Source organism: Pseudarthrobacter sp. LT1, assembly GCF_035621795.1.
GTDB lineage: Bacteria > Actinomycetota > Actinomycetes > Actinomycetales > Micrococcaceae > Arthrobacter.
This window is the reverse complement of the sequence record NZ_CP141830.1, coordinates 887,570-901,416: the sequence shown is the minus strand read 5'-3', so window position 1 is coordinate 901,416 and position 13,847 is coordinate 887,570. Positions and strand designations below refer to the sequence as shown.

10 protein-coding genes and 1 tRNA gene are annotated in these 13,847 nt (G+C 66.8%); 5 read left to right on the top strand and 6 right to left on the bottom strand.

Annotation, left to right across the window (positions count from 1 at the left end; genetic code table 11):
* Positions 1 to 15 precede the first annotated feature (15 nt).
* From VIK36_RS04390 to VIK36_RS04370, 5 genes are all read right to left on the bottom strand, one after another.
* Positions 16 to 1,266, bottom strand: a complete 1,251-nt coding sequence (locus tag VIK36_RS04390) for an MFS transporter (protein ID WP_255174478.1) — start codon at positions 1,264 to 1,266, stop codon at positions 16 to 18.
* 39 nt (positions 1,267 to 1,305) lie between these two features.
* Positions 1,306 to 3,477, bottom strand: a complete 2,172-nt coding sequence (locus tag VIK36_RS04385; protein WP_255174477.1) for an elongation factor G-like protein EF-G2 — start codon at positions 3,475 to 3,477, stop codon at positions 1,306 to 1,308.
* An 85-nt stretch (positions 3,478 to 3,562) separates the two neighbouring features.
* Complete coding sequence (locus VIK36_RS04380; RefSeq protein WP_324644218.1) at positions 3,563 to 3,988, bottom strand: ChaB family protein; 426 nt, start codon at positions 3,986 to 3,988, stop codon at positions 3,563 to 3,565.
* A gap of 68 nt (positions 3,989 to 4,056) precedes the next feature.
* Positions 4,057 to 4,133: transfer RNA gene (locus VIK36_RS04375), tRNA-Thr, on the bottom strand.
* Between the two features lie 149 nt (positions 4,134 to 4,282).
* Positions 4,283 to 5,170 carry a DsbA family protein gene (locus VIK36_RS04370; RefSeq protein ID WP_255174475.1) on the bottom strand — a complete coding sequence of 296 codons (888 nt, stop codon included), beginning with the start codon at positions 5,168 to 5,170 and terminating at the stop codon, positions 4,283 to 4,285.
* A gap of 178 nt (positions 5,171 to 5,348) precedes the next feature.
* On the opposite strand from VIK36_RS04370, the gene VIK36_RS04365 reads away from it, so the two are divergent.
* The 4 genes from VIK36_RS04365 to VIK36_RS04350 all read left to right on the top strand — a co-directional run bounded on the left by VIK36_RS04365 (position 5,349) and on the right by VIK36_RS04350 (position 10,549).
* Complete coding sequence (locus VIK36_RS04365; protein ID WP_324644217.1) at positions 5,349 to 6,851, top strand: trehalose-6-phosphate synthase; 1,503 nt, start codon at positions 5,349 to 5,351, stop codon at positions 6,849 to 6,851.
* Positions 6,841 to 7,677 (top strand): trehalose-phosphatase, encoded by an 837-nt coding sequence (otsB, locus tag VIK36_RS04360; RefSeq protein WP_324644216.1) that lies wholly within the window; start codon positions 6,841 to 6,843, stop codon positions 7,675 to 7,677. The genes VIK36_RS04365 and otsB overlap by 11 nt, the downstream gene beginning before the upstream one ends.
* 217 nt (positions 7,678 to 7,894) lie before the next feature.
* Positions 7,895 to 8,977, top strand: a complete 1,083-nt coding sequence (locus tag VIK36_RS04355) for an ABC transporter ATP-binding protein (RefSeq protein WP_159632896.1) — start codon at positions 7,895 to 7,897, stop codon at positions 8,975 to 8,977.
* Positions 8,978 to 9,130: 153 nt separating this feature from the next.
* Positions 9,131 to 10,549, top strand: a complete 1,419-nt coding sequence (locus tag VIK36_RS04350) for a DUF4032 domain-containing protein (protein WP_141158077.1) — start codon at positions 9,131 to 9,133, stop codon at positions 10,547 to 10,549.
* Positions 10,550 to 10,552: 3 nt separating this feature from the next.
* Here VIK36_RS04350 and VIK36_RS04345 read toward each other — a convergent pair whose 3' ends face one another.
* Positions 10,553 to 11,923, bottom strand: coding sequence for an FAD-binding oxidoreductase (locus VIK36_RS04345; protein WP_324644215.1), 1,371 nt, complete (start codon positions 11,921 to 11,923; stop codon positions 10,553 to 10,555).
* Positions 11,924 to 12,111: 188 nt separating this feature from the next.
* Here VIK36_RS04345 and VIK36_RS04340 point away from each other — a divergent pair, with 188 nt between their 5' ends.
* A complete protein-coding gene (locus tag VIK36_RS04340) occupies positions 12,112 to 13,845 on the top strand; it encodes a glycoside hydrolase family 13 protein (protein ID WP_255174473.1) in 1,734 nt (577 codons plus the stop codon).
* Positions 13,846 to 13,847: the final 2 nt, after the last annotated feature.

Genomic DNA, 13,847 nt, shown 5'->3' with positions numbered 1-13,847 from the left:
ATGAGGGGCAACTGCTCAGGGGGCAGCCAGGCCTGCGGCAACATCGGCAGGCGAGCGCCGGCGGCGGCTCAGCACGATGAACGGGGCCGCCAGCAACTGCACCGCGCCGCCCAGGGCCAGCGACGCCGGGTAGCCGTAGAGGTCCGCGGTCCTGCCGAGCAGCGGCTGCACCACCACTCCCCCGCTGGACCCCATGAGCGAGGCAAAGCTCAGGACGGTGGCCCGCTGCTTCGAGGGGATCATGTCGTTGAGGTACGCCTGGCGCACGGGGGTGCCGGCGGAGGCAACCACCGCCCAGAGCGCCAGGAGCACCAGGGCCAGCCAGAAGATGTGGGTGGCCAGGAGCACCACCAGGACCGCTGAGCTGGTGATGGTGGAGGCGATCAGTACCGTGGTGCGCCGGCGGACCAGCTTCCGGACCAGCGGGGCAAGCCAGCCGCCCACGATATCCGCACCTGCAACGATGGCTGCTGCCAGGCCTGCGATAGCGTAGGCCCTCGGATCACCGAAGAGCTGCAGCAGGTAGGGCTGGAGGGCGTAAAAAACGTAGAATCCCACGCCCTCCGTGAACGGCGCGGCCAGCATCATGAACCGCACCGGAGGGTTCTTCAGTCCGCCGTCCAGCGAGGCCTGCAGCACTGCGCGGGTGGCCTGCAGGGGGTGCGCCGACCGCTCGGGGGTGAAGCCGACGTCGTGCATGAGCAGGAAGGCAACAGCGAACATCGCCACCAGCACCGCGACGCGCAGCAGGAACGGCACGCCCAGGTTGGTGGCCTGGGCAATGACCCCGCCCGCTACTGATCCGGCCAGCATGGCGATGCCGGAAACCATCTGGCCCCGGCCCAGGACGGCTTCGAGTCCGCCGTCGTAGCCGGAAAAGTGGAGGGCGTCCACCAGCCAGGCTTCCACGGCCCCCGAGAAGAAGGTGAAGCCAAGGCCCAACAGTGCAGACACCGCTGCCCACCACCAGAACGGAGCCGACAACTGCCACAGCAGGTAGTAAAGGTAGGTGGACCCGGCCAGCGTCACGGTGCCCAGCAGGAAGGACGTGCGGCGTCCCCAGCTGTCGGCCACCACCCCGGTGGGCACCTCGAAGAGAACCATCCCTGCGGTGAAGAAGGCGTTGGCCGCGAAGGCTTCCAGGTTGGTGAGCCCGGCATCGAGCAGGAAGAGCGTGTTGATGCCCCAAATGAACGAGGCCGCAAGGGTGTTTCCCAACGTCAGCGTCAGGTAGACGTTCTGGATCTTGCGTGCTGCGGCATTCACCGGCGGCCGTTCTCTTCGGGCTGTTCCTGGCCGGGCGGATCAGGACGGGCTGAAGTTGGGGGGAACGGGGTCGTGCCGCAGGTACTGCCGGCGGAACCGGCCCGTACCTGCCGTCAGGGCCCGCAGTTCCACTGCATACCGCAGGAGTTCCTGGTCCGGGACTTCGGCGCTGATCTCCGTCAGCCCTTCGCCGGAGGAGGTGGTGCCGGTGAGGCGTCCGCGCCGGCCGGACAAATCGCTCATCACGCTGCCCACATGTTCGTCGGCAACGGTGATGGACACGGAGGACACCGGCTCCAGGAGCTGGATCTTTCCCGCGGCCGCCGCCTCGCGCAGGGCAAGGGCCCCCGCCGCCTGGAATGCCGCGTCGGAGGAATCCACGCTGTGGGCCTTCCCGCCGGTCAGCGTCACCCGCAGATCCACCACGGGAAAACCCGCAGACACTCCCCTGTCCATTTGGGCCCGGACTCCTTTTTCGATGGACGGGATGAACGTTCCCGGGATGACGCCGCCCACCGTCTTGTCCACGAATTCGAACCCGCCGCCGCGGTCCAGCGGTTCAACCTGGATGTCGCACACGGCGTACTGGCCGTGCCCGCCGGACTGTTTGACGTGGCGTCCGTGGCCGGTGGCGGGGGCAGCGAAGGTTTCCCGCAGCGGTGTCACCACGTCCACGGTGTGCAGCTTGACGCCCTGTTCCCGCAGCCGGTCCAGGACCACCTCGGCGTGCGCCTCACCCATGCACCACAGCACCAGCTGGTGCGTTTCGGCGTTCCGTTCCACCCGCAGGGTGGGATCCCCGGCTGCGATCCGGCCCAGGCTGCGGGCCAGGGCGTCCTCGTCGCTGCGGGAATCCGCTTCCACGGCAACCGGCAGCAACGGTTCGGGCATCTCCCACGTGGCCAGCAGCAGCGGGCTTTCCCGGGTGGAAATGGTGTCCCCGGTTTCCGCGCTGCCCAGCTTCGCCAGTGCGCACATGTCCCCGGCCACGCAGTAGGGAACGGGGCGCAGGCTGGCGCCCAGCGGCGAGTAGATATGGGTGACGCGTTCGTCGGTGTCATGGTCCTGGTGCCCGCGGTCAGCGAGGCCGTGGCCGGCCACGTGGACAGGCGTGTCCTCCTGCAGCGTCCCGGAGAAGACGCGCACCAGGCAGATGCGTCCCAGGAAGGGATCGTTGGAAGTGCGCACCACCTCGGCGGCGAGCGGCCCCGAGGGGTCGCATGCCAGCCTTCCAGCCGGTTCCCCTGCAAGGTCGGTCGTGTCCGGCAGGCTGCGTTCCGGCGGTGCCGGGAAGGCGCGCACCAGCACATCGAGCAGCTCCGCCGTGCCGAGGCCGGTGACGGCGGACGTGGGCAGGACGGGGAAGAACGAGCCGCGGGCGACGGCGGTTTCCAGGTCGGCCGCCAGCACTGCGGTATCGATATCCTCCCCTTCCAGGTAGCGGTCCATCAGCGTCTCGTCTTCGCTTTCGGCGATGATGCCCTCGATCAGGGCACCCCGCGCGGCGCCGGCGGCTGCAAGTTCCCCGGGGGCCGCGGGGCGGACATCGGGTGATGGGTCTCCGGAGGAGTAGTCCGTCACTTCCTGGGACAACAGGCCCAGGAGGCCGGTGGCCGCACCCCCTGCCGGCACCGGGACGCACAGCGGCAGGACGCCGTCGCCGAACGCCTTACGGCAGGCGGCCAGGGCGCCGTCGTAATTTGCCCGCGGATGGTCCAGCCGGGTGATCACGACGGCGCGCGGCAGCATCATGTGCCCGCACTCGGCCCAGAGCGCGGTGGTGGTTGCGTCGATGCCGTCCACGGCGGAGACCACAAAAAGGGCGGCATCCGAGGCCCTAAGCCCGGCCCTCAGCTCGCCGATGAAGTCCGGGTAGCCGGGGGTGTCCAGGAGGTTCACTTTGACGTCGTCGACCATCAGCGGCACCAAGGAGACCGTGACCGAGCGTTGCTGGTGGACCGCGGCCGGATCCGAGTCGCTGACCGTGGACCCGTCCGCAATGGAGCCCTTGCGGGTGATCATGCCGTTGGCTGCGAGCAGGGCCTCGATCAGCATGGTCTTCCCGGCACCGGAGTGCCCCACCAAGGCCACGTTCCGGATCCGGGCCGGGTCCTGCGCCGCGATGCCGGCGGCCTGGTCGGCCCGCTTCGAATCAGGCCCGTTCCTGCCGCCCGCCGCCCGCGCTGACTCCCTGGTGCTCTTCACCGACATTGGAACCTCCTGGCATCATTGCCGACCGGACCGGACGTGTCCTCTGATTCGACACCTTGGGACGGCGGGACGGCAAGAGCACAGGCTATTTGCTGCGGGCTTTGCGGGTAGCGGCGTCGTTGGCCTTCTGGAGAGCGTGGACCAGCTGGTCCTTGTCCATCTTCGAGCGGCCCTTGACGTCCAATTCCTTGGCGAGCTTGTAGAGGTGCTCCTTTGAGGCGTTGGCATCGACGCCGCCGGCGGTGGGTTCGGACGATCGGATGCCCTGCTCCGCGCGCTTGTCAGAGGGGCCGCGCTTTTCCTTGGGCTCCCAGTGGTCGCCCACCTTCTCATAGCTGTGCTTCAGTGAGGCGTAGGCTGCGCGGGCGGCGCGCTCTTCGTCCTGGTCGTAGGACTCGAGGGCGGAATCATAGGTCTTCGCGAACGTGTCCTGGGCCTTCTGGTCAGAACGCTGCAGGGTCGAGGGAAGCTCGTCCTTGCGGGCATGGTCGTTCTTGCCGGTCTTGGGCATGGCACCCATCCTCCTTTAGTCAGCAGGCTGATTATTCGGATGGATCCAGCTTAGACCCGGAGGTGGTGTGGAGCCCCCTGTCGGATTCGAACCGACGACCCCCGCTTTACAAGAGCGGTGCTCTGGCCAACTGAGCTAAGGAGGCGCGCCCCTGGGGGCGTGCGCCGGGAAGGCGCTAGATAAGGTTAGCCCAACTCCCGCCGGGCGTAAAAACGCGCCGGAACCGCCGCTGGACGCGGCAGGGGCCCGCCCCGGAGACGATCCGGAGCGGGCCCCTGCCCGGGCTGCTGGTCCTTAGCCCTTAGCCGTGATGGCTGCCTGCAGGAAGTCCGGGAACGGCGTCTGGGCGCTGTCCCCCTTGCCCCACTGCTTGCCGTCCACGAACACCGTGGGCGTACCGGTCACGCCGATGGCCGCTGCTTCCTTGGTGGTGAACTTCACGAACGGGCGGTAGGTCTTGTCATCCACGCAGGAGTCGATGTTGACGCCCATGTCGGATGCCATCTTCTTCAGGTCGTTGTCCGAGAGGCCTGCGCTGCCCTCCGCCGGCTGCTTGGCAAACAGCGCGTTGACGAAGTCGGAGTACTTCTCCGGTGACGCGTTGACCACGCAGGCCGCGGCGTTGGCGGCGCGGGACGAGTAGTTGGTGGTTGACCGGCTGTCCAGGAAGCCGAGGGCACGGTATTCCACCGTGATCTTGCCGTCATTGCGCAGCGAGGTGAGCTGGTCGTTGTACTGGGCCTCGAAGTTCTTGCAGACGGGGCAGATGAAGTCGATGTAGAGGACAACCTTCACCGGCTTGCCGGCCTCCGCCCCGGCGCCCGGAGCCACAACCTCGGCGGGCGGAGTCTTCGGGGCATCCCCCAGGGAAGCCGCGTCAACAGTTGCCGCTTCAGTCTTGGCCACGCCCGTGTTGGCCAGCAGGGTCACGCCGCCGTGGGCGTTGGCATTGGCCGGAACGGGTCCCTGGTCCGCAACCGGCGCGTTTTGCTTGAGGCTGTTGGTGACCACCAGGGCCACCACCACCAGGATGGCCACGACCGCTGCCACGATGCCCCAGCCGATCAGCAGCTTGTTGCGCTTGTCCTTCTTTACCTGCGCTTCGCGGATCAGGCGCGCCTTTTCCCGCGCCTCGGCGGTTCGCTCAGCCTTGGACTTACGTACTTCGTTTGCGGGGCTCATGAGTTCCTTGGGTCGGTCGACGTAGGGGGACCACTTGGTGGCACCCCAACATTTTAGGGGAGAAAGCTGAGAGCTTGCGGTTTCAACCATTCTTTCGGGTTGACCAACGGACGAATAGCCCCGATGATTCCGTCCGGCTAGGGTGGCTTAGAGGCACAAGCAACCCCAGGGGGCCGCAATGCAAACACCCGTCCAGGAAAAAACAGCCGGAACAGCTACGGCCGGCAGTTCCGGTTCCGGCCACGCCGGCCATACCAAGTACGACTTCATGGTGGTCTCCAACAGGCTGCCCGTCGACCGCGTGGCGCCGGGGGACGACAGCGATGACGGCTCCGGCTGGCGCCGGTCGCCCGGAGGGCTGGTGACCGCCCTCGCGCCGATGATGACCAAGACCGACGGCGCCTGGGTTGGCTGGCACGGAGCCCCCGACGAAACGGTCGAGCCCTTCAGCCACGGCGGCATGGACCTCGTTCCAGTACAGCTCAGCACCGATGACGTGGAGCTGTACTACGAAGGGTTTTCCAACGCCAGCCTTTGGCCGCTGTACCACGACGTCATCGCCCCGCCGGAGTTCCACCGCACCTGGTGGGACGCCTACCGTCGGGTCAACCGCAGGTTCGCCGACGCCGTGGTGCGCCATGCGGACCAGGGGGCCACCGTGTGGGTGCAGGACTACCAGCTGCAGCTGGTGCCCCGGCTGCTCCGTGAAGCACGGCCGGACCTCAGGATCGGCTTCTTTAACCACATCCCGTTCCCGCCGCCTGAAATCTTTGCCCAGCTTCCCTGGCGCCAGGCCATCATCGACGGCCTGCTGGGCGCCGACCTGGTGGGCTTCCAGCGGCCCAGCGACGCCGGAAACTTCATGCGCTCCGCGCGCCGTTTCCTGGGTGCCAGCGTCAAGCAGCAGCAGGTGCACGTCAAGGACCACAACGGTCAGCTGACCCACATCGCGCGGGCGCAGGCCTTCCCCATCTCCATCGACGTCAAGCAGATCACCGAGCTCGCTGCCAGGCCGGACATCATTGAACGCGCCCGGCAGATCCGGCAGGACCTTGGCAACCCCAAGACCATCCTGCTCGGCGTGGACCGGCTGGATTACACCAAGGGCATCCGCCACCGGCTGAAGGCCTTCGAGGAACTCCTGGCGGACGGCAGGCTCACGGTGGGCGACGCGACCCTCATCCAGGTTGCCTCCCCCAGCCGGGAACGCGTGGAACAGTACCGGCTCCTGCGCGAAGAGGTGGAAGGAACCGTTGGACACATCAACGGCACCTACGACACCCTCGAAAACACCGCCGTCCGCTATCTGCACCACAGCTACCCCGTCGAGGAGATGGTGGCGCTGTACCTGGCCGCGGACGTCATGCTGGTCACCGCCCTGCGGGACGGGATGAATCTCGTGGCCAAGGAATATGTCACCGCGCGCAACAACAATGACGGCGCCCTGGTCCTGAGCGAGTTCGCCGGGGCGGCCGACCAGCTGAAGCAGGCGCTGCTGATCAATCCGCACGACATCGCCGGCCTGAAGAACACCATCATGACTGCCGTCGAGCTGACCCCGCGGGAAGCATCGCGCCGAATGAGGGCCATGCGCAAGCAGATCCTGGACCACGACGTGGACCACTGGTCCGCGGACTTCCTGCGCGCGCTGAATGAAAAGGTGGTCCGCGATGACTCCTGAAGGCCGCCGCACCAAGGCGCCGCTGGCGCTCTCCCCTGAACTGCGGGAGGCCCTGCGCCGGATCGCCGGCACCGAGCACCTGCTCGTGGCCATGGATTTTGATGGCACCATGGCGCCCATCGTGGGCCGGGCACAGGATGCGCGGCCGCTTCCGCGGTCGGTCGCAGCGTTCGCGGGGCTCGCCGTGCTGCCACGGACGACGACGGCCCTCATCTCCGGACGTGCCCTCGCCAGCCTGCGGGAGGTCGCCTCCCCGCCGGTCGACACGCTGCTGATCGGCAGCCACGGCGCCGAGGCATGGCTGGGGCCGGGCTCCACCGAACTGGCCCTTGAAGAGGACCAGAAGGCGCTCCTTGAAGAGGTCCGCGCCGAGTTGGCCGGCATCGTCGCCGAGGCGCCCGGCACCTCCCTGGAGGACAAGCCTGCCGGCGTCGTCCTGCATACCCGCCAGGCGGAGGACGACGTGGCAGAAGATGCAGTGGCGGCAGCACGGTCGGTGCTCCAGGACCGCAAGGGAGTCTTCTTGAAGGAAGGCAAACGCGTCCTGGAGACTTCGGTTGTCAATGCTTCCAAGGGCGAAGGTGTGACCTTCCTGCGGCAGGCAACGGGGGCCACTGCCGTGTTGTTCGCCGGCGACGACGTCACGGACGAGGACGCTTTTGGCCGGCTCGAACCGGGCGACGTGGGGGTCAAGGTAGGTCTTGATTTCACCCAGGCCCAATACCGGGTGGAGGCTCCCGTCCACATTGCGGAACTGCTGGAGGCCCTGCTCCAGGAGCGGAGCATCGCGGTTGCCGAGGAGGATCCGCAGGCCGCGTCCGGGTAGGACGTGGCCAGCGGCACATGTGACGTTCGTAACATTTTCGCAAGGAAGCGCAACCTCTGGCATACTCTGTGTGTGATGTGGCGCACAACCAGCGTGCGGCGTCATTTTGTGCTCCGGGCTCAGGCTCGGAGCACTTTGCAGGAACAAAACTGAATAAACATGAACCATTCACAACGGATCGTCCGGCACGTACCTGCCGGTGAAGGGATTGATAACTGTGGCTACAGTTACTTTTGATAACGCTACGCGTCTGTACCCGGGCACAGATAAGCCCGCCGTCGATAAGCTCAACATCGACATCGCCGATGGCGAATTCCTGGTCCTCGTGGGACCCTCCGGTTGCGGCAAGTCCACCTCCCTGCGCATGCTCGCAGGCCTTGAGGACGTCAACGCCGGCCGCATCCTGATCGGTGACCGTGACGTTACCGATGTTCCGCCGAAGGACCGCGACATCGCGATGGTTTTCCAGAACTACGCGCTGTACCCGCACATGACTGTGGCCGACAACATGGGCTTTGCCCTGAAGATCGCCGGCGTCTCCAAGGAAGAGCGCGCCGAGCGCGTCCGTGAAGCCGCAAAGCTCCTTGACCTTGAGCAGTACCTGGACCGCAAGCCGAAGGCACTCTCCGGCGGCCAGCGCCAGCGCGTTGCCATGGGCCGCGCCATCGTCCGTAACCCTCAGGTCTTCCTCATGGACGAGCCGCTGTCCAACCTGGACGCCAAGCTTCGCGTCCAGACCCGCACCCAGATCGCGTCCCTGACCCGCCGCCTCGGCGTCACCACCGTCTACGTGACGCACGACCAGGTTGAGGCCATGACCATGGGCGACCGCGTCGCCGTGCTGAAGGACGGCCTGCTGCAGCAGGTCGACACCCCGCGCAACCTCTACGACCGCCCCAAGAACGTCTTCGTTGCCGGCTTCATCGGCTCCCCCGCCATGAACCTGCTGGAGCTTCCCGTGGTCGACGGCGGCGTCCAGTTCGGCGGCACTGTTTACCCCGTGCCGCGCGACGTCCTCGAAGAGGCGCACGGCTCCACGGTCACGCTGGGCAGCCGTCCGGAGGACCTGGAAACCGCGCCGCAGGGCGAGGGCCTGAAGGTGGAGGTGGACGTGGTCGAAGAACTCGGCGCCGACGCCTACGTCTACGGCCACACCAACCTTGACGGCAAGGACCACGACATCGTGGCCCGCGTCGATGGCCGCCGTCCTCCGATGAAGGGCGAGGTCATCTACGTCCGTCCCCAGTCGGGCCACGTTCACCTGTTCGACACCAAAACCGGCCTGCGCCTCGGCGACTGATTCCTTGGCTCCGGAGGTTCGGCCTGGCCCAACCTCCGCTTGACCGGCGGCGGTCCGCACCCTTTTCGCAAACGGTGCGGGCCGCCGTCGGCCTTTAACCCGATGCCTGCGCGAAATTTAGCCGCCCTGCCCCGAGTACGGAAGAATTGACCCATGACCGAGGAATACAGCGCCCAGTGGCACGACGAACCCACCGACTACGCGCAGATCGGCAAACTGCCGCGGTTCGTGGCAGCGAGCGCCGATGACAACAAGGCAGCCTCGGTAGCCTCGTCGCTGAATATCACCGCGGCCGCGGCAGATCCCGAACTGCTGGACCTGCCGTGGCATATCGCCCTCGAGGAGTGGCCCGCGCAATACCTCGCGGCACTCCCCCGCGGCATCTCCCGGCACATTGTGCGCTTTGCCCACCTGGGCGGCTCGGTCATCGCCATCAAGGAAACCTCCGAGCACGTGGCCCGGCATGAATACCACATGCTCCGCAAGCTTGCCCGCTTCGATGTGCCGTGCGTGGAGCCGGTTGCGGTGATCACCGGGCGCACCACCCCCGACGGACGCCCGCTCAACCCTGTCCTTGTGACGCGGCACCTGAAATTCTCCATGCCCTACCGCGCCCTCTTTTCCCAGATGCTGCGCAAGGACACCCTCACCCGCCTCATCGACGCGCAGGCCCTGCTGCTGGTGCGGCTGCACCTCATCGGCTTCTACTGGGGCGACGTCTCACTGTCCAACACACTGTTCCGCCGCGACGCCGGCGCCTTCGCCGCGTACCTGGTGGACGCCGAAACAGGCGAGCTCTACCCCGACCTCTCCACGGGGCAGCGCGAATACGACCTTGAAATTGCCCGGGTCAACATCGCCGGCGAGCTGATGGACCTGCTGGACGGCGGCCTCATCGAGGAGAAGGTGGACCCCGTGGCCACCAGCGAGCTGATCATGGACAGCTACCGGCGGCTGTGGGCTGAGCTGACCGAGAAGGAATCCTTTGAGCTGGGCGAACGCTGGCGGGTGGGCGCCCGCATCCGGCGCCTGAACGAACTCGGCTTCGACGTCGAGGAATATGCCATCAAGACCACCCAGAACGGCTCCACCATCCAGCTGCAGCCCAAGGTGGTGGACGCGGGACACCACCAGCGGCGGCTGCTGCGGCTCACCGGCCTGGATGCGCAGGAGAACCAGGCCCGCCGCCTCCTCAATGACATGGACTCATTCCGGGCGGACAACAACCCGGAAATGGACGAGGAATACAGCGCCCACCTCTGGGTCAGCCAGATTTTCGAGCCGATCGTGCGATCCATCCCCCGGGACCTCTCCGGCAAGCTCGAGCACGCCGAGGTGGTGCACGAGGTCCTGGAGCACCGGTGGTACATGTCCGAGAAGCAGGAGCGCCACATTCCGCTGGCAGAAGCCGTGCAGTCCTACATCGACTCGATCCTCCGGCACCGGCGGGACGAGGCCGCGATCATGCTCAACCCGGACACCGAACTGCTGAAGATCCTCGAGGTGGAAAACGAGGAGTCCCGCTATGGTGCAGATGAATCTGACGACGAATATCCGGATTCGGACGACTAAGGCCTAGATCGCCTTGCCAGGGTTGAGGATGCCGGCAGGATCGAACAGCTCCTTGATCCTGCGCTGGAGCTCCCGGATGGGCTCCGGCTGTTCCTGGCCAAGCCACCGCAGCTTGTACTGGCCCACGCCGTGCTCGCCAGTAATGGTGCCGCCCATTGCCAGGGCGGCGGTGATGGACTCGTCCAGGGCCACCTGGAGCCGCTCCATGGCGCCGGCTTCCACGTCCGGCCCCTGCCGGTCGATCCAGAATGTGGGGTGCAGGTTGCCGTCGCCGGCATGGGCCACCACTTTGAGATGCACCTGCTGGGCGGCGGCCATGGCCTCGAGCGCTGCAACGTAGTCCACCAGGCGGGACCGCGGAACGGCAACGTCTTCGCCCACCCGGTACTCGTCGTCCACCTCGGTGCCCCTGCTGTGCCGCCTCAGCTCCACCAGCCGCTCGGCTTCTGCGCTGGCCTCGGTGGTGACGGTGGCCCCGCCTTCGCGCAGGACCTCCCGCACCACGTCGGCTTCCGCGGCAGCCCCAAACCCGTCTGTCTGGATCAGCAGCAGGGATCTGCCGCGTGCGGTGAGGTCTGAGCCATGAATGTCGTCGAGCTGGGCCAGCGTACCGCCGTCGAGCAGTTCCATGATGGCGGGCTGGACGCGGGCCCTTCCCACCGCCAGGACGCCTGCGGCGGCACGCCTGAAGTCCGGGTAGAACGCAGCAACGGTGTGCACTTCCCGGGGCAGGTACTTCAGCCGCACGGTGATTCCGACGACGATGCCCAGGGTGCCCTCGGATCCCACGAAGAGGCCGGTGAGGTCATAGCCCGCCACGCCCTTGAAGGTTTGGTGGCCGGCGTGGATCAGGGAGCCGTCGGCCAGGACGACGTCCAGTGCCAGGATTGAGTCCCTGGTGACCCCGTACTTGGCACATCGCAGACCCCCGGCGTTGGTGGCAACGTTGCCACCGATCGTGGAGCTCCGGAAGCTGGCAGGGTCCGGCGCGTACATGAGGCCATGCTCCGCGGCGGCTTCGTTCAGGACGGCGTTGACCACTCCGGGCTCCACCATGGCTGTTTCATCGTCCGGATTCAGGGCGAGGATCCGGTCCATCCGCTCCAGGGAGAGGATGATGCAGTTGGTGGTGGCGTGGGCACCGCCGGATACACCCGTGCCTGCGCCCCGGGGTACGATCGCCACCCCGCTGCCCAGGCAGGCCTTCACCACTGCCTGCACGTCCGCCACTGATTCGGGAAACACCACGGCCAGCGGAAGCTGGAAGTCGATCACGGGCGCCTGGTCTACGGCGTACCGGCGGAGCGCGACCTCGCCCGTGTCCACCTGGCCCGGCGCCAGGATGGCTTCCAGCTCGTCAACGATGCTTCCCACAAAGCCTCCACCCGTCGTCGGACATACCTTCCCAGTTTAGGTGCGCTGCCGGCGGAAGCCCGGTTCCCCGACGGTGCAATCGTTTCCAGTTCCATGGCGGCGGACGCTTGGGCACTGTCTCCTGGCCACAGCGAAACAATATGGAAGCGTTTTCAGTTAATCGGTGCGCCGCAGCTATGCTGGCTTCCATGTCTGTCGAAACTGTGACCCAGGACACTTCCGTTTGTGCCGGTCCCCTGACGCTCATCCATGCTGCTGACACCGCTCCGGGCTGGTGGCGGTCCGCAGTGATCTACCAGGTCTACCCCCGGTCCTTCCGTGACCTGAATGGCGACGGCATTGGCGACCTGGCGGGAATCACGGAGGAACTGCCGCATCTCGCAGATCTGGGGGTCGATGCAGTCTGGCTCTCGCCCTTCTACCGTTCCCCCCAGCGTGACGCCGGCTATGACGTCAGCGACTACTGCGACGTGGACCCGGTCTTCGGTACGCTGGCCGACTTCGACGTCATGATGGCCGAATCCCACCGCCTGGGCCTGCGGGTCATCGTGGACCTGGTGCCCAACCACTGCTCGGACCAGCACCCGGCGTTCCAGGCAGCCCTTGCGGCGCCGGCCGGAAGCCCGGAGCGGGACATGTTCATCTTCCGGGACGGGACCGGCCCCGACGGGCAGGAACCGCCCAACAACTGGCAGTCCCACTTCGGCGGACCAGCCTGGACCCGGGTAGCAGGAACGGACGGCCGGCCCGGTCAGTGGTACCTGCACCTCTTCGATTCCTCGCAGCCGGACTTCAACTGGGACAACCCCGCCGTTCACGCGGAGTTCGAACGCGTGCTCCGTTTCTGGCTGGACCGCGGTGTGTCAGGTTTCCGGGTGGACGTTGCCCATGCCCTGGTCAAGGCCCCGGGGCTGCCCGAATGGGGCGGCCGCGCCGACGGTGGCAGCAGCGACGGGTATCCGGGCCATGAAGCACCCATGTTCGGCCAGCCCGCTGTCCACGACATATACCGCAGATGGCGGCTGATCCTGGACGAATACGGACCCGACCGGATCCTGTGCGCCGAGGCCAGCGTGGACCTGCACCGGCTGGCTCACTGGGTCCGGCCCGACGAAATGCACCAGGCGTTCAACTTCCCGTACCTCCACGCGGGCCTGGACGTCTACCGCCTCCGCTCCGTCATCACCGATTCCCTGACAGTCCTTGACGGAGTAGGTGCCCCCAGCACCTGGGTACTTTCGAACCATGACGTGGTCCGCCACGCCAGCCGTTTCGGGTACAACGGGCTCGGTCCGCGGGACGGCGACGGCATTGGCCCGGCAGATCACCAGCCGGACCATGATCTTGGCCGCCGCCGCGCGGCCGCTGCTTCGATGTTCATGCTGGGACTCCCGGGCGCCGCGTACCTGTACCAGGGCGAAGAGCTCGGGTTGCCGGACGGCACCGACATTCCTGACCACCTCCGCCAGGACCCCACGTTCGCCCGCACCGGCGGCCAGCGGCTGGGCCGTGACGGCTGCCGTGTGCCGCTGCCCTGGCGTGGCGAGGACCCGCATCTGGGGTTTGGCTCAGGCAGCCACCCCTGGCTGCCTATTCCTGCCTCGTTCAAGGCGCTGGCGAGGGACCTGCAGGCGGAATCACCGTCGTCGCACCTGTCCCTGTACCGCGACGCCCTGGCCTGCCGGCGGGAACTGGACCTGGGCAGGGGGTCCTTGTCCTGGGCCGAGGACTGGTGCACCGGCTACTCACTGGGCTACCTGAACGGCACTACGCTGGTGGTTATGAACCTGAACCACGAGCCGCTGGAAATGCCTGCGGGACATGTCCTGATCCGCAGCCTGCCCGCAGGTGCGGGACGCGCCCTTGCCTCCGGTGAGACCGCGTGGATACAGCTTGGACCGGACGCCGCAGCAGCCCTCTGACC

Coding starts and splice junctions, on each gene's coding strand:
- VIK36_RS04385 (WP_255174477.1), bottom strand. CDS start 3,477: ATGTCGGTGAAGAGCACCAGGGAGTCAGCGCGGGCGGCGGGCGGCAGG.
- VIK36_RS04380 (WP_324644218.1), bottom strand. CDS start 3,988: ATGCCCAAGACCGGCAAGAACGACCATGCCCGCAAGGACGAGCTTCCC.
- VIK36_RS04370 (WP_255174475.1), bottom strand. CDS start 5,170: ATGAGCCCCGCAAACGAAGTACGTAAGTCCAAGGCTGAGCGAACCGCC.
- VIK36_RS04365 (WP_324644217.1), top strand. CDS start 5,349: ATGCAAACACCCGTCCAGGAAAAAACAGCCGGAACAGCTACGGCCGGC.
- otsB (WP_324644216.1), top strand. CDS start 6,841: ATGACTCCTGAAGGCCGCCGCACCAAGGCGCCGCTGGCGCTCTCCCCT.
- VIK36_RS04350 (WP_141158077.1), top strand. CDS start 9,131: ATGACCGAGGAATACAGCGCCCAGTGGCACGACGAACCCACCGACTAC.
- VIK36_RS04340 (WP_255174473.1), top strand. CDS start 12,112: ATGTCTGTCGAAACTGTGACCCAGGACACTTCCGTTTGTGCCGGTCCC.